Annotated in this window: 23 protein-coding genes; 12 read left to right on the top strand and 11 right to left on the bottom strand. The window is 54.6% G+C overall.

The features are described from left to right. Positions 1-112: 112 nt before the first annotated feature. Both E3E25_RS01005 and E3E25_RS01000 read right to left on the bottom strand, forming a co-directional pair. Positions 113-1,126, bottom strand: coding sequence for a Gfo/Idh/MocA family protein (locus E3E25_RS01005; protein ID WP_167891485.1), 1,014 nt, complete (start codon positions 1,124-1,126; stop codon positions 113-115). Continuing rightward, on the bottom strand, positions 1,123-2,136 hold the full coding sequence (locus E3E25_RS01000) for a Gfo/Idh/MocA family protein (RefSeq protein ID WP_206204596.1): 1,014 nt from the start codon (positions 2,134-2,136) through the stop codon (positions 1,123-1,125). The genes E3E25_RS01005 and E3E25_RS01000 overlap by 4 nt, the downstream gene beginning before the upstream one ends. An 87-nt stretch (positions 2,137-2,223) precedes the next feature. Here E3E25_RS01000 and E3E25_RS00995 point away from each other — a divergent pair, with 87 nt between their 5' ends. Further along, entirely contained in the window at positions 2,224-3,366 is a 1,143-nt protein-coding gene (locus E3E25_RS00995; protein WP_167891484.1) for a glycosyltransferase, read from the top strand. Here E3E25_RS00995 and E3E25_RS00990 read toward each other — a convergent pair. Further along, a complete protein-coding gene (locus E3E25_RS00990) occupies positions 3,345-4,295 on the bottom strand; it encodes a carbohydrate kinase (RefSeq protein WP_167892557.1) in 951 nt (316 codons plus the stop codon). The genes E3E25_RS00995 and E3E25_RS00990 overlap by 22 nt on opposite strands. Positions 4,296-4,384: 89 nt before the next feature. Between E3E25_RS00990 and E3E25_RS00985 the strand changes: the two genes are divergently transcribed. The 4 genes from E3E25_RS00985 to E3E25_RS00970 are packed head-to-tail and all read left to right on the top strand — an operon-like array spanning position 4,385 to position 9,588. After that, a complete protein-coding gene (locus E3E25_RS00985) occupies positions 4,385-5,863 on the top strand; it encodes a fucose isomerase (protein ID WP_167891483.1) in 1,479 nt (492 codons plus the stop codon). 2 nt (positions 5,864-5,865) lie between these two features. Then, entirely contained in the window at positions 5,866-7,728 is a 1,863-nt protein-coding gene (locus tag E3E25_RS00980; RefSeq protein WP_167891482.1) for an amylo-alpha-1,6-glucosidase, read from the top strand. Continuing rightward, positions 7,715-8,632, top strand: a complete 918-nt coding sequence (locus E3E25_RS00975) for a glycoside hydrolase family 130 protein (RefSeq protein ID WP_167891481.1) — start codon at positions 7,715-7,717, stop codon at positions 8,630-8,632. The genes E3E25_RS00980 and E3E25_RS00975 overlap by 14 nt, the downstream gene beginning before the upstream one ends. A 32-nt stretch (positions 8,633-8,664) precedes the next feature. Then, positions 8,665-9,588, top strand: coding sequence for a DUF835 domain-containing protein (locus E3E25_RS00970; protein WP_167891480.1), 924 nt, complete (start codon positions 8,665-8,667; stop codon positions 9,586-9,588). Here E3E25_RS00970 and E3E25_RS00965 read toward each other — a convergent pair. Next, positions 9,572-9,991, bottom strand: coding sequence for a DUF371 domain-containing protein (locus E3E25_RS00965; RefSeq protein ID WP_167891479.1), 420 nt, complete (start codon positions 9,989-9,991; stop codon positions 9,572-9,574). The two genes, E3E25_RS00970 and E3E25_RS00965, sit on opposite strands and share 17 nt — an antisense overlap. A gap of 93 nt (positions 9,992-10,084) precedes the next feature. On the opposite strand from E3E25_RS00965, the gene E3E25_RS00960 reads away from it, so the two are divergent. Next, positions 10,085-10,231 carry a hypothetical protein gene (locus tag E3E25_RS00960; RefSeq protein WP_167891478.1) on the top strand — a complete coding sequence of 49 codons (147 nt, stop codon included), beginning with the start codon at positions 10,085-10,087 and terminating at the stop codon, positions 10,229-10,231. Between the two features lie 98 nt (positions 10,232-10,329). Continuing rightward, positions 10,330-10,533 carry a 30S ribosomal protein S17e gene (locus E3E25_RS00955; protein ID WP_088865793.1) on the top strand — a complete coding sequence of 68 codons (204 nt, stop codon included), beginning with the start codon at positions 10,330-10,332 and terminating at the stop codon, positions 10,531-10,533. Between the two features lie 37 nt (positions 10,534-10,570). On the opposite strand, the gene E3E25_RS00950 is transcribed toward E3E25_RS00955, so the two are convergent. From E3E25_RS00950 to rbcL, 3 genes are all read right to left on the bottom strand, one after another. Continuing rightward, positions 10,571-11,167 (bottom strand): ArsR family transcriptional regulator, encoded by a 597-nt coding sequence (locus E3E25_RS00950; RefSeq protein WP_167891477.1) that lies wholly within the window; start codon positions 11,165-11,167, stop codon positions 10,571-10,573. Positions 11,168-11,245: 78 nt separating this feature from the next. Further along, entirely contained in the window at positions 11,246-11,827 is a 582-nt protein-coding gene (locus E3E25_RS00945) for a thymidine kinase (RefSeq protein ID WP_167892556.1), read from the bottom strand. 95 nt (positions 11,828-11,922) lie between these two features. Then, the gene (rbcL, locus tag E3E25_RS00940) at positions 11,923-13,257 is read right to left on the bottom strand and encodes a type III ribulose-bisphosphate carboxylase (RefSeq protein WP_167891476.1); all 1,335 of its coding nucleotides are present in this window, start codon (positions 13,255-13,257) and stop codon (positions 11,923-11,925) included. A gap of 391 nt (positions 13,258-13,648) precedes the next feature. On the opposite strand from rbcL, the gene hpkB reads away from it, so the two are divergent. After that, positions 13,649-13,852 carry an archaeal histone HpkB gene (gene hpkB / locus E3E25_RS00935; protein ID WP_088853105.1) on the top strand — a complete coding sequence of 68 codons (204 nt, stop codon included), beginning with the start codon at positions 13,649-13,651 and terminating at the stop codon, positions 13,850-13,852. A 45-nt stretch (positions 13,853-13,897) separates the two neighbouring features. On the opposite strand, the gene E3E25_RS00930 is transcribed toward hpkB, so the two are convergent. The 3 genes from E3E25_RS00930 to E3E25_RS00920 are packed head-to-tail and all read right to left on the bottom strand — an operon-like array spanning position 13,898 to position 15,631. Then, positions 13,898-14,392 (bottom strand): YfcE family phosphodiesterase, encoded by a 495-nt coding sequence (locus E3E25_RS00930; RefSeq protein ID WP_167892555.1) that lies wholly within the window; start codon positions 14,390-14,392, stop codon positions 13,898-13,900. Between the two features lie 9 nt (positions 14,393-14,401). Then, positions 14,402-15,313 carry a transcription initiation factor IIB gene (locus E3E25_RS00925; protein ID WP_088865095.1) on the bottom strand — a complete coding sequence of 304 codons (912 nt, stop codon included), beginning with the start codon at positions 15,311-15,313 and terminating at the stop codon, positions 14,402-14,404. A 6-nt stretch (positions 15,314-15,319) separates the two neighbouring features. After that, entirely contained in the window at positions 15,320-15,631 is a 312-nt protein-coding gene (locus E3E25_RS00920) for a Gar1/Naf1 family protein (RefSeq protein WP_167891475.1), read from the bottom strand. A gap of 123 nt (positions 15,632-15,754) precedes the next feature. On the opposite strand from E3E25_RS00920, the gene E3E25_RS00915 reads away from it, so the two are divergent. From E3E25_RS00915 to E3E25_RS00900, 4 genes are all read left to right on the top strand, one after another. Further along, complete coding sequence (locus tag E3E25_RS00915) at positions 15,755-16,597, top strand: carbohydrate kinase (RefSeq protein WP_167891474.1); 843 nt, start codon at positions 15,755-15,757, stop codon at positions 16,595-16,597. Positions 16,598-16,672: 75 nt separating this feature from the next. Beyond that, complete coding sequence (locus E3E25_RS00910) at positions 16,673-17,182, top strand: NUDIX hydrolase (RefSeq protein ID WP_167891473.1); 510 nt, start codon at positions 16,673-16,675, stop codon at positions 17,180-17,182. Beyond that, positions 17,182-17,865, top strand: coding sequence for a nuclease-related domain-containing protein (locus E3E25_RS00905; RefSeq protein WP_167891472.1), 684 nt, complete (start codon positions 17,182-17,184; stop codon positions 17,863-17,865). The genes E3E25_RS00910 and E3E25_RS00905 overlap by 1 nt, the downstream gene beginning before the upstream one ends. Beyond that, positions 17,855-18,211 carry an Mth938-like domain-containing protein gene (locus E3E25_RS00900; RefSeq protein WP_167891471.1) on the top strand — a complete coding sequence of 119 codons (357 nt, stop codon included), beginning with the start codon at positions 17,855-17,857 and terminating at the stop codon, positions 18,209-18,211. Before E3E25_RS00905 ends, E3E25_RS00900 begins: the two co-directional genes overlap by 11 nt. On the opposite strand, the gene E3E25_RS00895 is transcribed toward E3E25_RS00900, so the two are convergent. Continuing rightward, positions 18,201-19,664 (bottom strand): hypothetical protein, encoded by a 1,464-nt coding sequence (locus E3E25_RS00895; protein WP_167891470.1) that lies wholly within the window; start codon positions 19,662-19,664, stop codon positions 18,201-18,203. The genes E3E25_RS00900 and E3E25_RS00895 overlap by 11 nt on opposite strands.

Here is a 19,664-nt window from a genome sequence, read left to right as displayed (position 1 = left end):
TCACCCTATCCCTCAATAAGGTACTTCAACGAACCTAAGTGAGCAAACTATATAAGGCTTATGTTTAGAACCACTTAAAGTGGTTGTATTACAAAAAAGTAAAAGTTTGGAATTAAAGTCTTGGCTTCACGGTTTTCCCTGTTCTGGAAGATTCGTATGCGGCAAGGATTATCGCAAGGTTCTTCTTGGCGTCTTCACCCGTTATGGGAACATCACCATCCTTCAAGACGGCCCTCGTGAAGGAACTCACTATTCCCCTCACGTCCGGTCTGTCCCAGTATATCTTCTCGGCCCTGTCCTGATAGACAGTGAAGTCGGGATAAGCGGTTCTAACGTCGAGGAACCCCTCCCTGCCAACGAGGTAGTACTTTATCTCGATACCGTAGGAATAGCCCTTGGGATTGCCCCATCCGGCTGTGAGAACTGCCAGAACACCTTTCTTGAACTCAAGAACCGCCGTTCCGATGTCATCCACAGGGAAGCCGTATATTTTGCTCCCAATATCCGCATAGACCTTTTTTGGCACATCCCCAGTTAGCCAGAGTAGGGAGTCAACGCCGTGAGGCGCAGTGTCCATGAAGCCACCGCCTCCAGACTTTTTGACGTCCAAGAACCATCCCATATCCAGCCCCTGGAGGAATATCGGAGGCTTAACGTTTTCAGAGATCGTTTGTATGTACTCCAGAGCACCTATCTCGCCGGCATCGATCATCTCTTTGGCCTTCACGAGGGGCTCCGTGAACCTGGGGTTGAAGGGCAGCATGAGCTTAACACCGGCCTTTTTAGCGGCCTTAATGACCTCATCAGCGTCCTTGAGGTTCAAGGCAATAGGCTTCTCAAGGAGTATGTGCTTGCCCTCCTCCGCGGCCCTCACGGCTACTTCCCTGTGCCGGTAAGTCTCTATGGCAATGTAAACGGCCTCCACGTTTTCGTCCCTCAAGAGGGCTTCGTAGCCCTTGTAGAACTTCGCCCCATACTTCCTCGCCTCGGCCCTGGCCACGTCAGAGTTCGAGCCGTCCCCGGATATGGCGACGAGCTTTGTCCTCTTGCCCCTAGCAATTACCGAGGCAAAACGGAGGGCATGCGGGTGGGCGTAGCTGATTATTCCAAAGTTGAGCTTCCTCATATCTCAACCACCTCCCCCTTCCGGGCGCTTTCCTTGGCCTTTTCTGCAATCTTCAGCGCAATAAGGGCGTCCTCCGCTGTAACCACTGGTTCCTCCCTGCCCCTGATGCAGTTGAAGAAGTGCCTCAGTTCCCTCTCGAAGGCGTCTGGAAACGTTGAAAGGAGCGGTGAGAAGCGGGGCATCTCGAAGTTGGCCTTGGCAACGCCGACGACCGGGGTATCCAGAGGGGTATAGCGTATCCTGCCGTTCTTGCCTATGATGTCGACGTGGTGGTAGAATACGCCGTAGCGCGAGGGATAGGGATACGCCCAGCTGACCTCGGCTATGCCCGTCTTTTCTCCCTCAAACTTTATCATCATCATGAAGTGGTCGAACGTCCCATTGGCTCTAGCCTCTTCCTTTATCGCCTTTCCAACGGCGTAGACGCTTACAGGTTCGCTCTCAAAGAACCAGCGCAGGAAGTCCGTGACGTGCACTCCGAGGTCAACGGCGACGCCGCCACTTCTCTTTTCGTCCCAGTACCAGTAGTCCTTCGGGAAGGGGAGGTTCTGGACTTCGGCCTTCCTGATGTGCATGGGAAGGATGTTGCGCTTCTTTATGACCTCCTTCATCTGAATCCATCTCTTGTCAAACCGCCTCACGTGGCCAACGAAGAGATGCAGGTCTTTCTTTTCGGCGGTTTTTATCATCCTCTCGCCCTCTTCAACGGTGAGGGCTATCGGCTTCTCCACTACCACGTGCTTTCCAGCCTTAAGGGCCGCAATGGCCAGCTCGGCATGGGTGTACGTCGGCGTCAGTATCTCCACGACGTCGAGGTCTAGGTCAAGGAACTCATCGAGCCCCGTGAACGCCTTCGCCCCGAGCTCCTTAGCACCTTCCTTCGCCCTGGCAGCGTCTATGTCCATGCAGGCAACGACCTTAATCCCCTCTATTCCCCTCAGCGCCTTTTTGTGGGCGAGGTTGAAGATGTTTCCGCAGCCGATCACTCCGACCTTCAGCTCCATGGACATCGCCTGCTTCCAGATACGGTCGAAAGGTATATAATCCTTTTCAAAATAAACCACTTTAAATGGTTGTAAATTTATGGGGTGGAAAAGATGAAGGTCATCGTTGGAATTCCCAGTTACAACAACGCGGAAACAATCTCTTTTGTCGTGAAGCAGGCCGCTGAGGGGCTGAAGAAGTATTTCGGTGGAGGAATAGTCGTCAACGCCGACGGGGGAAGCACCGATGGGACGAGGGACGCCGTTTTGGGAACAGAGGTTCCGGATGGTGTCAAAGTTCACAGCTTCGTTTACAGATGGCCCATCCCGGGAAAGGGCAGTGCCATGAAGGAGCTCATGGAGTTCGCCCTCGGGAGAGACGCCGATGCCATAGTCTTCGTCGACAGTGATTTAAGGAGCATAACCCCCGAGTGGATATACCGCTTTGCCAGGCCCATCGAGGAGGGCTACGATTTCGTGGCGCCGCTCTACATAAGGCACAAGTGGGACGGCACGATAACCAACAACATAGCCTACCCGATGACGGCCTCTCTCTACGGAAAGAACGTCAGACAGCCGATAGGGGGGGACTTCGGAATAAGCAGAAGGCTCATGGAGGCCTACCTCGAAGACGAGGAGGTCTGGAAGACACACGTGGCGCGCTTCGGCGTGGATATTTTCCTGACGACGACTGCCATAGCTAGGGGCTTCAAAATCACCCAGGCGGCGTTGGGGATGAAGATACACGACCCCAAGGATCCTGCCGCTTCCCTCGGCCCCATGTTCAACCAGGTCGTCGGAACGCTGTTCATGCTGATGAAGAAGTACGAGGACATCTGGAAGCACGTGAGAACGATAGAGCCCGTCCCGGTATTCGGGGAGCTTGAGGAAGGTGAACCCGAGCCGGTAAAGGTGACCCTGGAGCTCCTGGAGATAAGGGCGAAGGAGCTATTCGCCCAGCACGAACCTGTGCTGAGGAGGGCGCTTAGTGAAGAGACGCTCAAGGGGGTGGTGAGTGCACTCAAGACCTTTGAGTTCGACGACAGGCTCTGGAGCCACGTCCTCTACGACGGAGCCGTGGCGTACAGGAACGGAATTCTAACCGAGGCGGAACCCCTCGTGCCGCTGTACTTCGCGAAGACGGCGGACTTCGTCAAAAGAACGATGGACATGAGCACCCTTGAGGCTGAAAAACTGATAGAGGAGAGGGCGAAGGTATTCCTTGAGGAAAAGGACTACCTGCTGGAGCGGTGGTAGAGCTCCCTCACCTCTTTCATCAGGACTATTTCCTCCATTTTTGGAACGCTCCAGGCCCCCCGTAGGGTCGTTGAGAGCGCGGCTACGAGGTTTGCGAAGCGGCCGATTTTTCTGAGGTGCTCCTCATCTATGGAATTCTCACCGAGCAGGTTCGAGTAGTGGAGACCAGCCAGGAGGGCGGCCATAAAGGCATCTCCAGCCCCGGTGGTGTCAACCGGTTCGACACTGTAAGCAGGGATATGAACCTCAGCGCCTCCGATCCTCAGCTCGCTTCCCTCTGCACCCAGAGTCACCGCGAATAGTTTGAGGTCGAAGTCTTCGGGGCTTATTCCGTTGTCTCTAAGGTACGCCAGCTCCCCATCACCGAGCTTGACTATATCGGCAAGTTTCAGGGCCCTCTCAATATCTTGGAGCATCTCATCCTCCCTTCCGCGCCAGAGGTCGAGCCTTATGTTGACGTCGTAGCTCAGCGGAACCTTTCCCTTAAGTCCCTCCAGAATCCCGAAGAGCGTCGAACGCGAAGGCTCCCTGGCGAAGAGAACGCTCCCGAAGTGGACAACTTCCGCCCTCTCAAGAAGGGCAGTCTCCACGTCCTCAGGCTTCAGGTTGAAGTAGGCAACGCCGTCGTAGAGTATGAACTCCGGCCTGGCACCGATGAGCTGGACGAAAACGACGCCGGTGTGCCTCTCAGGGTCTCTCGGGATGAATGTCTTAACACCTTCATCTGTGAGCCTTTCGATCAGGAAGTCCCCGAAAGGGTCGTCTCCGACCTTGCTCACCAGGGCGCTCTCAACTCCGAGCCTGGAAAGGCCGACGGCAACGTTCGCAGGAGCGCCGCCGGGGTGCTTCTCGAAGGACTTCACATCCTTAAGCTTCCCCTCCTGCAGGGCTATGAAGTCGATGAGGACTTCGCCGATGGAGACCATCATCGTCATCACCACAAGCAACAACTTTTGGTTGTTTCCTCCGACAACCGTTATATACGTTTCCTGCAATTGGGATACCAAGGTGTTGTTCCATGATAGCCGTTATCACCTTCACCGACCCCCGGCCAACGGCCCTCTCGATCGAGCGCGAGAGGGCGTTGATGGAGAAGCACTCCGCCCTCATTGGGGAGCTGAGGAGAGCAGGCTTTGAAGTCCTCGACGTGAACGAGAGGCTTGGAAAATACGGGGCTTTAAAGGCCGGTAAGAACTTCGGGGTAGATTCGATGGATGAGAGCTTCAGGGCCGCCAAGATAGTCGGGGGGAGCTCCGCCTCCGGAATCATAGCGGGCCTGTGGCACTGGACGGAGAGCAACCTCGTTACAGCACTCGTTAGGGAGACCAAGAGGCCAATACTGCTCTACGCCGACGATGATCCTGCGTGGGCCGGGACTACATGCGTCACATCCGTTGGTGCCTCGCTCTGGGAGAGCGCTGTGAACGAGTACGCCCTCAACCACGTCCGCCTCAAAGGAGACGTTGAAAAGGTAAAGGCCTGGGCAAGGGCCGTTGAAGCCGTCTCAAAGCTGTCCAAGAAGTCCCTCCTCCTCTGGGGAGCCCCGTACACCCTCGGAATGGAGCACCTCATGGACGACCTGCCGAGGCTTAAGAGAATCGTCGGCGACTTCATAACCCTTGACCAGTACGTCCTGGTGAGGAAGGCAGAGGAGATGCTCTCGGACGAAAGATTGAGGGTCCGCGTGGAGGAGTTCTACGACTGGCTGACCGAGAAAATGGAAGTCAAGTTCGACGACCTCATGCTGACGCCTGAGGTGTTGAGGAGACAGATAGCGCTCTACCTCGCCGCAAAGGAGAGCTGGAAAGAGCAGAGTAACGTCTCAGCCGTCTCGGTAAAGTGTCAGCCGGAGCTGAGCGAGGTCTACGGCGTTACGGCCTGTCTGATTCCCGCACTCTTTCCGTTCAGCCTCGATGCAGAGGGCGAGAAGGAGGTAGTCCCGGCGACGTGCGAGGGCGACGTCAAGGGCACGATAAGCTCGGCGCTCCTCTTCTATCTGAGCGGAAAGCCCCCGCTCTTCGGAGATATAAAGTATGTGGACGACGAGGTCGTCATGATAGCCAACTGCGGCGCGGCTTCGCTCTACTACGCAAGGCTGAGCGAGAACCCGGAGGAGAACCTCAAGGCAACAACCGTCCAGGGACAGTGCCAGGGGGCGAGCGGCGGGGCGCTAACCTACAGAACCCCTCCGGCGGAGTTCACCGTGGCGAGGCTCATACGTCGCGGGGGAGAGTACTACCTCCTCTACTTCCTCGCGGAGGGCCTTGAGATAACGGGGGAAATGGAATCAAAGCTCAAATGGGGCAAGCAGTGGCCGCATACGGCCATAAGGAACCCGCTCGACAAAGAAACGTTCATCTCCGCCATGGGGGCCAACCACCTCTCGCTGGTCCCCGGCGACTACACCGAGGAGCTCCGCTTTACCGCGAGGCTATGGGGGGTAAAGGCGATAGACCTTGGCGATGCAGGTGAGGTAAAGTCCTTCCTTGAGGGGTAGCCATGAGAACCATCCTAGCCGGCAACGGGGCCTTCGTCCTGAGCGACGAGAGGGGAGACATGCCCTCCCACTACGACGGCTTTTATTTTCTTGACACCAGATTCGTCAGAAAAGCCAAGCTTGAAGTTTCTCCGGAGCCGGGCTTCATCGGGGCATCGTCTACCTTTACCCGGGCGGTTTCACACTTCTCCCTCGGCGAACGGGGAATCCTTGTGAGGCTGAGAACCCTTGACGGGGTTTACGAGGAGAAGTTCTCCTTTTACAATACATCCGAAAAACCGCTCGGTGTCAATGTCAGATACACCTACGAGGCTCCCCTTGAGGACATATTCCAAGTCCGGGGCTTCATGGGGCTGAAGGGCGGGGAGGCAATAGCCCCAGCCGGAGGAAGGCACCTGAGGGAAAGCCCCGCCGGAAGGAGGAGCCTCTTCATCGAGACCAACATGGAGAGGGAGGAAAGTCTCTTAAGGGCGGAACTTGAGCTACCTCCCCTCGGGAAGGCGGTCCTCTACGTCCGGTTCATTCCTAAAATCGAGGGCAGGGTCTCGGAGATACTCGCAGAGAAAAGGGAAACGATAAAAAACGTCGCCTTCACAGGCTCACCCGCCATCGACGGGATATTCGAGAGGGCGGTTGAGAACATAAACGCCCTGACGCTGTTCACGCGCTTCGGGCTGGTTCCCCTCGCGGGAATTCCCTACTTCGCATGCCCCTTCGGAAGGGACGCTATAATAACCTCACTCTTTCTCCTGCCGTACTACCCGGAATACGCCGCCGGCACGCTGAGGCTCTTCGGGAGACTCCAGGGGAAGAAAACCGACCCGAAGAACGAGGAGGAGCCGGGGAAGATACCGCATGAGTTCCGCCTTGGTCAGCTCGCCCAGTCTGGGAGGGTTCCCTTCGCGCCCTACTACGGCACGGTCGATGCCACCCCACTCTACGTGGCGCTGGCGGGCGAGTACCTGCGCTGGACCAAGGATAGGAGGCTGATAGAGGAACTGAAGCCGAACCTGACCGCTGCCGTCGAGTGGATACTCGGAAAGCTCGATGATGGTTACATAACCTACGTCCCGGGGATACTCGGCAACAAGGGGTGGAAGGATTCTAGGGATGCCATAGTTGATGAAGAGGGGAAGCTTCCAAAGCCGCCGATAGCGCTCGTCGAGGTACAGGGCTACGCCTACTGGGCGCTCAAGCTCGCAGGGGAGCTTGGGCTGACCGACCTCGATGGAGGGGCCTTAATCGGGGAGGCAGAACGGCTCAGGAAAAGGTTCAACCGCGACTTCTGGCTCGGCTCCTACTACGCCCTCGCGCTGGACGGGGATGGAAGGCCACTCAGAGTCGTCTCCTCGAACATGGGGCACCTGCTCCTGACGGGTATAGCCGATCACGAGAGGGAACTAGCGGAGAGGCTTTTCCAGCCGGACATGCTCTCCCGGTACGGGATAAGAACCCTCAGTGCCAGAGAGAAAGCCTACAACCCCTTCAGCTACCACCGCGGAAGCGTATGGCCGCACGACAACGCGCTGATAGCCCTCGGTCTCGCGAGGGCTGGAAGGGCCGACCTTGCGAAGGAGCTCACGGACAGAATACTCGCAGCAGCGAAGCTCATGCCCGAGAAAGAACTTCCTGAGCTGTACAGCGGACTGGACGAACTCGTCCCGGTGCCTAGGGCCAACTCCCCCCAGGTCTGGAGCGCGGCGAGCGTTTTCGCCTTCGTCACAGCCTCACTGGGAATGGAGACGGGGGATGGGCTTACCATCCAGCCGGCAGAAGGAATAAACATCGTCCTGAGAGGCCTTTCATTTGGAGGAAGGAAATATCTCATAGTGGCCAATGGGGGTGTTAGCGTTGAGCCCCTATGAGTTCAGGTTTGAAAAGCTTCCAAAACCCGTGCTTTCCCCTTCAGATGAAGGATTCGACTCAAAGAACGTCTACAACCCCGCGGTGGTCAAAAGGAGAGGAAAGGTGGTCATGCTCTACCGTGCGGAGGCCAAAGGTGACAAGACAACCGGAAGGATCGGCCTGGCACTGAGTGAGGACGGAGTCAACTTCATCAGGCACCCCGAGCCGGTCATGGAACCGGAATACAGCTGGGAGGGCCTCGGCGTTGAGGATCCACGCGTTGTGAGGATTGGAGAGACCTACTACATGACCTACACGGGCTACGATGGAAAGACGGCACGGCTCTGCATCGCCACCTCGAAGAATCTGCTGAACTGGGAGAAACATGGCGTGGTTTTTGAAGAGTTTCCTTTCCCCAAGAACGGAAAGCTCAACTGGACAAAGAGTGGGGCTATTCTGCCGGAGAAAATGAAGTCTGGGCCGTTTAAGGGACACTACATCATGTACTTCGGCGACTCAAACGTCTGGCTCGCCTACTCAAAGAACCTCATTCACTGGGAGTATGAGAGGGAACCCGTCCTGATGCCTAGGGGTCATCTCGTTGAGCCCGGACCCCCTCCAATCCGCACAGGGGACGGAATACTCCTGATACACAGCGAAGCCTTCCACGAGGGCGAAAAGCTCGTTTATTACACGCACGCGGCTCTCTTTGATCTGGAAGACCCAAGAAAGCTCATATGGAGGACCGAGAAGCCCATCCTCAGGCCGACCTTCGACTGGGAGCTGCACGGGTGGGTTGACAACGTGGTGTTCGCGGAGGCAATGATAGAGCACGAGGGTAGATGCTACCTCTACTACGGTGCGGCCGATAGACACGTGGGTCTTGCGAGGGGAGAGATAAAAAGCCACCAAAATCTTAAGTAGTTGAGGGGACAAAATTAGCGAGAGGGACTTTCATGGATATCTACAACCTTCCGGGTCTCGTTGCCGGCGCCCTTATACTCTTAATCTCGACGGCTGCCGCTTACCGGGCATGGGGGTACCTTAGAATCCTTGAGACTCCAATTTCGAGAAAACTTGCCTATCTCGCACTGGTCTCCAGCGTTTTTTCCATGATAGGAAGCATAGGAACGATACTGGAGTCCGGAACCGGCCTCAGGGTATGGTGGATTATGGCAACTTTCTTCACGCTCTCCTACGTCACCATCCTGGTCGCTATTTTCACATATCTCGAACTCCTCCACCAGTTAGGGCAGGGAGAAGCGCCCGGAATTCCCAAACTTCCCCCAAAACTTCCATCAGCCCCTCCAGAGGGTGAGAAAAACCCTCTCCCCGTGGGGGGTTTCACAGTTCCGGCATCGAAGCTCCCCAAAATAGAGCCTCTGTGCAAGTTCGCCACGGCGACCCTCTACCTCGGGAGGAGCCTGACCACCAAGGGGTGTCGTGAATTTGACAGGAAAATATGGATAACCCGCATAGGCGCCCCTGATTCCGTCGACCCCTCCAAACTCCACGTCCTCCAGGGGGAGATAATGAAGTTCATCTCCGAGAAAGGTGGAGGAGTGCTCGTAGTCCTTGACGGGCTTGAGCATCTCCTGCTGTACAACGACTTCAAGAGCGTCATGAAGCTTCTCTCCGCCCTGAGGGACTACATGATAATGACAGGGTCCACCCTGATCGTTGCGGTCGAAGAAAGCTCCTTCCAGGAAACCCAGCTCTCAATCCTGAGGAGGGAACTGCCTCCCCTCAACATTGAAGATGTCCTGACAGACGTGGAGAAGATAGCACTCTTCGGTGTCCTTTCCAGGGACGATCTGGAGGCAAATGATAAAGGGACATTGGAAGAACGGGGGGACCAATCGGCTACCCAAGGACGATGAGCTCAACTTCGGCCTCGGTTTTAGGTTTTTTCAGGAGCTCCACTATTTTCCTGTCTATGTCCTTAGCTGCTTTGTTCGCCCTTATGGCAAGGGTTCTGGCGTCAATGTATTCGCTCTTACGGACGACCATTGAGTACTCGTGGTCGAGGATCAGGTCTGGACTTCCCTCGGCGAGAACCTCATCAACCAGATCCCCAACCTTTATTCGTATTAGGAGCTTCCTTCCGGCCTTTAGAGCGGCCTTGAACTCATCGCTAAGGTCTTTTAACCCCTTGTCGGCCTCGATGCAGAGTATGCAGTCACCGCGGGGTGTTAGGTAATCCTCCTTCGTGAACTCCAGCGTTGATCTGTGCGTTGCCCTGACGTTCTCATGACCCCTGCAGCGGATTACCTCCCTTAGCATGATTTCAGCTTCGAGCGGGGGTTTATAAATCTCCGGTCAAATGAGTGAAAAACTTTTTAAGTGTAGCGGAGAAATACCACACAGGGTGATAGGATGAACCTGGGGCGCGCCGTTAAGGGCCTCCTGAGGATCAACGCTGGGTTCGCCATCGTGAGGGTGAATTCCCTTGGGAAAGTCTATCCCGGAAAAACCAGCGTTGACGTGCTCGAACTCCTCCGCAGGAAGCTCATAAAGGAGTGAGGAACAGCTTTGTTTTTGCCGGTTCTGGGAAAACTTTTAAAAGGCCTCTTATAATGTGAGTTACGGCTGTAAGAATCAAGCTAACGGGGGGATTGATGATGGGAAACATCAAGCAGACGTTCATCAAGAGGGTTGCCCGCGAGCTGTTTGACCGCTACCCGAACGAGTTCACGAGGGACTTTGAGCACAACAAGAAGAAGGTTGAGGAGCTCACCAACGTCACCAGCAAGACCATCAGGAACAGGATAGCGGGCTACATAACCCGGCTCGTGAGGATGAAGGAAGAGGGCAAGATGCTCTGAGGCCCTTTTCTAGGATTTATTCTCTTCAAGCCGCTTCCTAAAAGTCTTCAAGGTCTTCGAGTATTTTTCTCGGAAGTCTGGCCCTGAACTCTTTCATCAGCCTCTCGAATTCCCTCTCGTTTTCCTGGGCAATGCGGCGGAAGAGGCTCTCGATGTAGGTCTCCGTGAGCAGGCGAACCTCCTCGAGCTCCTGCTTCATCCTGATTATCTCCTCTATTCTGCCCTGTATTTCGGCCAGAAAAGCCAGAAGCTCGTCTATCTTCTCCTCGGCCGGCTCCGTTGACTTTATAAGAGCCCTAGCCTGGGCGTACTCCTTGGTCTGTCTCGGGGCCTTGGGCTCGTACATCTCCGTGCCGAATGCGTAGGGTGTGAGCAGGACCTCAAGGCGGAAGCCGCGCTTTATGGTGTAGTACTTCCTGGGCCTGCCGCGCGGTATCTTCTCGGTTCTCCCTTCAATGAGCCCCGCGCTCTCGAGTATCCTGAGGTGTTCAAGCACTGCCTTCTGGCCCACTCCAAGCTCCTGGCTAAGCTCGCTCACGAAGTACGGTCTCTTGGTGAGCAGGATGAGTATCCTCCTTCGCGTCTCGTTTCCGAGTATGTCAAGTAACCTCCCCATGTTCTTATTTGACTCCATGGTCTCACCCCCTTTCCCTAACCTGATGTAAGAAAAGATTACTTTAAGCTTTTCGGTGATTTGGGAAATTGGAAGAAATTAAGGAACGAGGTGATGCTCCCTGCATCTGGCTTCGTAGCTCTCGCTTCCGCCGACGAGTATCACGGGCGAGTCACGGGGTGCCGGTTTTCCGTCTATGAGGCGCTGGGTCCGGGTAGCTGGCTTCCCGCAGACCGTGCACACGGCAGTAAGATATACTATGTTGTCCGCCCGAACGAGCAGTTCCCTCATGACGGGGAAGGGGTCGGCTTTAAAGTCGAGGTTGAGCCCGCTCGCAATCACGTAGATTCCCTCGTCGGCGAGTTTCTCAAGGGTCTCCACGATTGCCATGGGAAAGAACTGCACCTCGTCAATGCCTATGACCTCGTAGCCCTCTCTTTTCGTTATTTCCACAATCCTCTTAACCCCTTCCTCATCGGTCGGGATAACGAAGGCTTCATACTTCAAACCGTTGTGGGCAACGACTTCATCCTCGGAATATCTGTTGTCTATGCTCGGCTTGAAGAGAGCCGCCTTCCTCTTCGCGAACATCTGCCTCTCAATGCGCTTTATCAGCTCGGTTGTCTTTCCAGCGAACATCGGACCGGTGATTACCTCCAAGAATCCGCCTGGGTGAACCATGATTCCCACCAAGAAAAGAAGGTTTTCAGCTGTTAAATCTCCTCCGGCTGGAAATTTGAACGGAAGACGAAAATGGAAGAAAAAAGTTGGCAGTATCAGACTGGAGTGACGTGGCCCCACTTTTCTAGGGCTCTGGCGAGTTCCTCATGAGTTTTTGCGTACTCGTCGAGCGGGATGCCCTGCATGATGGCATCTATCGCCTGTCTGACTGCCCTGGCTCCAGCGGCCGGTCCATCGGGGTGTCCGAGCGTTCCACCGCCAAGCTGCAGGACGATATCCCTTCCAAGGGCCTCTATGACGGGTTGAATGTTGCCTGGGTGAAGGCCGCCCGAACTGGTCGGGGATGCTGCCTTTATGCCGTAGAACTTCTGCTCCATGTGGAAGAGGTCGTTCTCGTCCGGCTTGTAGTGCTTCTCCCTCAGGATCCTCGCGTTCTGGATGACGTCCCACTTTCCTCCCTCGAGCTTGCCGGCTCCGGCGGTTCCGACGTGGAGCTGGTCGATACCGACAAGCCTGTAGAGCTTCGCCAGGACGAACATCGAGATGCCGTGGTAGGGGTCCCTCGTGAAGGTCGCGTGCATGGCCCTGTGACCGTGGACTGCCAGACCGTAATCGGCGGCGAGCTCGGTTATGTACTCGAGTGCGCCCCAGCCGGTTATAACGACGTCGACCATCGCGTGCTTGAGGCCGAGATCGGCCAGAACCTCCAGCCTGCGCTCCATCTCAAGGAGCGGCGCGGTTACGTTGGCAAACCAGGTCTTCTTCTCGCCGGTTTCGTTCTCAACCCTCTCTATCACCCTTGCCATTATCTCTGCGCGCTCATCAAAGCGGTTGTACCAGGGGCTCGTGAGGTTCTCGTCGTCCTTCATGTAGTCAGCACCGTTGGAGAGCAGGTCGTAGGCGAGCTTCTCGAACTCCTCGGGTGAATAGCCGACCTTGGGCTTTGGAACGACACCGTAGAGGGGCCTGTCATTTATGTCGAGCATCTTCCTGACACCGTCTATACCGAATGCCGGGCCGTTGAACTCCCTGATGAGCTTCTCGGGGAAGTACAGATCCTCAAGGCGTAGAGCTTTAACGCGCTTCATTCCGAAGACGTTGCCCGCTATGCTCGCAAGAAGCCCGGGAAGGTTTGCCTCCTCGAAGGCGTGGAAGGGATATGCTATCTTCACTATCCAGCTGCCGTCGCCCATGTCGTGGAAGTCGTAGGCCTTGGCGGAAAGGTCCGCCCACCTGTCCTTCTCATACCACTCGTAGAGGGTCGTCCAGGTTCCGGTTGAGCTCTCGGCAGCAACAGCTCCCGCGGCCGCCTCGATGGTGTACCCCTCGGCAGGGGTTACGCGGAACACGGCTATTATGTCCCTCTTCTTGTTGGGCTCATAGCCCTTGTCCACGTAGTAGTCGTATATCTTGTCAAACTTCTCTACCATGCTTTCACCTCCTGAGTAACCTAAAGATATCACCGCCACCTATAAAAATGCTGTGGTGCAGAACTGGGGCATTCCTGCCTCTATGTGAGTATTGGAGACGCTTTTCCTGCGTCAACGCTCCAAACTCCTGCTTTCCTTTTAGAAATCAAAGGTTTAGTGGGCCCCTAAATACGATTTAACGCCCGATTTGTCGTTTTTGAAACTTTGCCCTCAAGTTAGTATTTGCCCGTTCATAAGTCAGTAGGCTAAGGATAATAGATTTCTCAACATCTCACCCAAAAATGGCCGATTATTGGCTCCAGAGGCCCCAGTTTCCGAAAGGTTTATATAGACCTTCCTTCCTAAAATAGAACGCAGATACCTGCAAAACAACGTTTAGGAGGTTGGGAAAATGGCTGAGTTGCCGATTGCCCCAGTTGACAGGTTGATAAGGAAGGCCGGCGCCGCCCGCGTCAGCGAGGACGCCGCCAAGCTCCTGGCCGAGCACCTTGAGGAGAAGGCCATGGAGATCGCCAAGAAGGCGGTCGACCTCGCCCACCACGCCGGCAGGAAGACCGTCAAGGCCGAGGACATCAAGCTCGCCATCAAGAGCTGATGGCCTTTCTTTTCCTTCCTTAGCTTTTCTGAAAGTTTTAAACCCTCACCAGAAACGTATTCTTTCGACTCTAACGCCTTCGTCGCTGACCCTCAAAAATGCAAAACCTGCGGAATCCATCCTCGGAAACGTTGGCGAGCCGGGGTTGAGAAGAACCACTCTTTTCCCGTGGACAGAGTATGTATCGTGGTAAAAGCGATGGGTGTGACCGAAAATTAGAACGTCCACACCCATGTCCAGTGCCTTAAGCGTCAAAAACTGAGCGTTGAGCGAGAAAAACTGATGACCGTGGAGGAGACCGATACTCACGCCCTCTACATCGATTAGCTTCTCCTCTGGAAGGTTGAGGTGGTCGGCGTTGCCGCGAACTGCTATAACCGGCGCGAAATCCTCAAGCCTCTCCAGGAGTTCATGGGACGTAACGTCTCCCGTGTGGAGTATCAAATCCGGAGTTTTCTCTTCAAGATGCTGGAAAAGAAGGGAAGGGAGGTTCCTCGTTTTGTCACCGTGATGCGTGTCGCCCGTTACCGCTATCAGCAAGGGCATCCCTCATATCGGGACGTTTATGTTGAGCTTCTCCACGAGTTCCTTGTACCGGTTCCTGACGGTGACCTCGGTCACGTGCGCTACCTCAGCTACCTCGCGCTGGGTCTTCTTCTCCCCCTCCAGGAGGGAGGCAACGTAGAGTGCCGCCGCCGCGAGACCTGTAGGACCCTTTCCGCTAGTGATACCCCTCTTAATGGCCTCCTGGAGTATCTCCTTGGCGCGCTTCTTCGTCCGCTGACTAACGCCGAGGGCATCACCAAACCTGTCAACGTACTCTATCGGACTTGTCGGCCGGAGGTTCAGACCAAGCCCCCTCGCGAGGAAGCGATAGCTCCGACCTATCTCCTTCTTCGTGACTTTCGAAACCGCAGCAATCTCGTCGAGAGTCCTCGGGATGCTCTCCATTCTGCAGGCGGCGTAGAGTGCCGCTGAAACCATGCCTTCTATGGACCTTCCCCTGATGAGCTTCTTCATAACGGCCTTACGGTAGAGCGATGCAGCAACTTCCTTAACGCGCCTCGGTAGCATCATCTGGGCTGCCATTCTGTCCAGCTCGCTGAGGGCGAAGGCGAGGTTTCTCTCGGCGGCGTCGTTTATTCTCATTCTGCGCTGCCACATCCTCAAGCGGCGCATCTTCGTCCTGTACATTCCGGTTATCTGGTTGCCGTGTATATCCCTATCGCGCCAGTCTATGTCAGTGGAGAGGCCCTTATCATGGATCATCAGTGTCATGGGCGCACCGGTTCTGGCGCGCTTTGCCCTCTGATCCGGATCGAATGCGCGCCACTCGGGACCCTCATCAATGACGTTCTGCTGAACGACGTAACCGCAGACAGAACAGACAATTTCGCCCCTCCGCGGGTCATAAAACAACTTATCGGAGCCACAAACCGGACAAACATTCTTATCAGCCAAAAGCTCTCACCCCCTCTTTCTGGGGGCAGGGCGTCTTGCCTTTCCGCCCTTCGTGCGCCTCTTGCCGGTCTTCCCCGGCCTCGACTTCTTGCGCTTGGTATCAACGTAGAGCAGAGTCCCGACGTAAGTCTCGGGATTCTTGATGCGTGGCTTCACGGCCACGTACGGTCTGCCAACTGGTCCGAAGACATCCTTCACTACCCCGACCACGGTGAGCTTTTTGTCAACCACCGGGTCGTTGAGCGAAGGAACCCAGTCCGTACGCAGAATAAGGAACCCCTGCTTCGCGTAGTGAGAAACTTTGCCCAGGCGTCTCATAGCCCCACCCCAAAAGGACATATCCTTTTAAGCTTTTCGCTTTTGCCTTTATAAACTTTTCGCCAAATTTCCAAAAGGTTTTTATTCAAGTGCCCTCTAAAACAAAAGATTAGGTAGGTTAAAATGAAATGCCTTCTCGCTGGGCACCTGGTCATCGACAGAATAATAAGGGGTTCGAGATTCGAAAAAAGGATCGGCGGAGGAGCCTACTACTCCGCGATAACCCTAGCAAATTTCTGCGACGTTGAGGTGCTGACAAGCGTGGGTGAGGATTTTCCGGGCGAGTGGCTCGATGAGTTGAAGGAACTTGGTATAAAACTCCGGATAATACCCTCCAATGAGAGTACCTCCTACGAGCTCCGCTACATCGACGCCAACAGAAGAAAGCTCCGACTCCTCTCAAGGGCCCCTCCAATAGTGGACGTGCCGGGTGGGGATTACGACATGGTAATGCTGAACCCGGTTACCGGGGAGATTCCCCCCGAAAGTGCCACCAAGTTTAAGAAGCTGTCGAACTTTCTCGTTGCCGACGTTCAGGGATTTATAAGGGCGCCAGAAGTTGGCCCGGTGAGGCTTCGAGAGATTGATGCGTCCTTCCTCAGGGGGATGAGAGTTCTTCATGCCGATCTCACGGAAACACGATATCTTACCAACTTTAGTCCCGGTGATGTTGAAGTTCTCCTGATAAGCAAAGGCGCGGAGCCGGGGTTCGCATACCTCAAGAGCAGGGGATACAGATACAGGCCCATCCAGATGGATATTGAAGAATCCACCGGAGCGGGCGACGTATTTCTAGCATCTTTCAGCTACTTCTACTCTCAGTGCCCCTTCATTCAGGCCCTAAAAAAGGCAAACGCCTTCACCGCTCTTTTCCTAAAGCACAGGGACTTTTCCTTCTCGATGGAAGATGTCAACGAGCTGGCTATGAGGGTGGCGGTCGAGAGGCTTAACGATATAAATCCATAGGGATAACTATGCTCACCGATGATGAAACGTCAGCATGCTGAAGATGATGAGAAGGGACTTCCCTGAGGTGGTGTTATGGACCGCTACGTACTGCTCGTAAAAGCCCCGAAGGGCTACGATATAACCCCCGTACGGGAGGAGCTCAGAGAGTTTCTCTCCAGAACCCATCCGGAACTCAGGGTCGAGATGCACAGGTGCATAGGCCTTACCGTTGACATCGTCATCCTCTACAACGGCGGCGTTGTCCTCATAAAACGGAAGCACGAACCGTTCAAAGGCCACTACGCCCTGCCAGGGGGATTCGTTGAGTACGGCGAGACCGTTGAAGATGCCGCCAAGAGGGAGGCGAAGGAGGAAACCGGTCTCGACGTGAGGCTCATCGAGCTCGTCGGCGTTTACTCCGACCCGAACCGCGACCCGAGGGGTCACACCGTGACGACGGCCTTTCTGGCGGTTGGAACCGGAAAACTGAAGGCCGGGGACGACGCCAAAGAAGTGCATGTCTTCTCCATGGATGAGGCACTAAAGCTGCCGCTGGCCTTCGACCACGCAAAGATTCTGAAGGACGCACTTGGGGTGAGATAATGATTTATACCGGTGAGAATGCTCTCCATTGGAAAAAGTTACGTAATAAGTCAATTGTCTTAGCGGCTGTGTCCTTGGGTCTGAGCATTCTTGTACATCCGTTTTTTCTTTTTGTTACTATTGTTGCTATCATTTTTGCAAGGTATTGCACTAATAAATTTGACCGATGGGCCACAGGATTTGAAGGAGAATACTTAGTGATCGAGGAATTTTCAAAAATTAACTGTCTAACTGGAGTGCTTCTTTCCGATCTTATCTTACCCAACATGCATTCAAACATCGATCATGTGTTAATTTGTGACAGAGGAATTTTTGCTCTGGAGACTAAGACGTATTCAGGGATTTACTATGCCGAAGGTGACAAGTGGTATTATAAAACCAAGTATGGTGAAATAATGCCCATCAAAAGTCTTAGCAGGTTGGCTAAAAGGAACGCTGCAATTCTCTCAAAGTTCCTAGAAAGAAAGTATGGTGAACATTACTTTATTACCCCTATAGTGGTATTTGCGGGACCAACAATTTTTGAAGGAAAATCAACAATTCCAGTCCTCTTCCCCTCTCAAATCAAGTTTTATTTATGCGCTCTCCCTAGAACACTCTCAAATAAGGATATAGCTCGTTTATCTGACCTGTTAATAAAATATTCCAGACATGTTATGGAGGTAGGGACAAATGCATCTTGAATATCTCACCTTTGGGAAAATACTAGCGGACGGCAAGATTTACGACCACGACATCGTGATCTATCCAAGCGGAGAAATCGAGAGGCGCAAAAAGTGGCTCAGCAAGGAAAAGCACGGGACAAGCCATAGGCTCGACCCGGATGAGCTGAGGGAGTACCTGAAGGAGGAGTTCGATGTTTTGATAGTAGGAACCGGTGCCTGGGGAAGGCTGTCACTTTTGCCGGAGAGCAGGAAACTGGTGGCGAACAAAGAGGTCATCGAAAAGCCGACTGACGAAGCGGTGGAGCTCTTCAACGAACTCTGGGGAAAAAGGAAAGTCCTTGCAATATTCCACATCACCTGCTGAGGGTCACCTGAGCGAGGAGAACCTCCAGAGCCATCACGGTCAACGCGTATGGATAGCCGAGGAAGTACCAGATGCCGGCCACGATGCCTAGGGCGATTCCGTTGAGCATCATAAGGACCAGGACATGCCCGAAGTTCGTCTCAGGCACGGATAGCTCTTTCTCGCCCCTGTAGAAGAAGGCCAAGGCTATCGAAGACGTCATGAGAGGCAGAAGAAGCGCTGCCGGGAGCAGGACGAGCGTTTTAACGTTGATGTATGAAACCGCCAGAACCAGACCAACGCCCGCGGTGACCGGAACCGCGTTCATGACGAGGAGCTTTCCCCTGACGAACTGGCCGACCGTTATCGGGAGGCTCCTCAGGAGTTCAAACTCCTTCCCGTCTATCTTGAGGACCGTGTCCACCCCGACCGAGGTTATCCAGGCTATCATAAGCAGAACCGACGCAACGGCCCATTCCCTGATCGAGCCGGCCGTGAGGAGATTCAGAGCGCTCGGAAGGATTATGAAGAGGGGGAAAATCAAACCCACGAGGAGGGCGCTCTTCCTGAAGGCTATCCTCAGGTCCTTGAGGGCAATGGCCAGAACCGGATGGTGGGTTTCGGCCTTGAAGCGGACGTTTCTGGAGCGGGAAACCTCCACCCCCTCCTCAAGCCTTCCCCAGAGCCGTCCAAGGATAAACAGGTAGAGCGGAACTAGAACGGTGAGATAGCCAAGAACCAGAAGGAGAGAGTGGAGGGGATCGGCTATCGATGCAACCGAGAACGGATAGGCTATCGAGTACCTGGCAAAGAAGGGCAGTATCTCCTCGTAGTGCTCGTTGATGTAGCTCTGAAGGTAGTTGAGGGCGTAGAACATGCTGATGAAGAGTATAACCCCAACGGTTCTGGCGAGGGTTCTGAGCTTTGAGAACCTGCCGCCCACGCTCGCCGAACCGAAGAAGGTGAAAACGATCAGTCCAAGGACGTGGCCGAGGAACGCCCCCGTAAGGATCCAGAGAAGGCCGAGTACCCCAGGAAGTCCGTATTTTGTGGCCATAGCAATGACAGCCGGCAGGAGGGCTATAACGGCAGGAACGTTGTCTATCGCCAGGAGAACGCTGAGATACTTTGAGCCGGTCCTTATCGGCAGAGGCTTGAGAGGCTCAAAGATTCCCATCGAGACGGCGTAGGAAGCGTTTACCGTCGTCGTGTAGAGGGCCATCACGAAGGGCAGGAGCGCGTAGGTTGCGAACATAACGGACGCCCTCGTCTCGTCCTCCGCTCCGGCGATACCTCCAGCCATCATGATCCCGAAGAAGAGGAAGGCAACGGACTGGAGTGCTATGCCCCTCTTCATGTCCCCGGAGTTCCTGAGCTGCTTCCTGAACTTCTCCGGGTCGGCCGCTATCTGGGGGTTGCTCTTCAAACGCCGGTAGTGAAGCTCCCTGTAGAGGATTCTGACTATCTCGAACAT

This window comes from Thermococcus sp. MAR1 (genome assembly GCF_012027305.1).
GTDB lineage: Archaea > Methanobacteriota_B > Thermococci > Thermococcales > Thermococcaceae > Thermococcus.
Note: the sequence above shows the minus strand (reverse complement) of the source record. Positions and strands in the feature narration are given on the sequence as shown.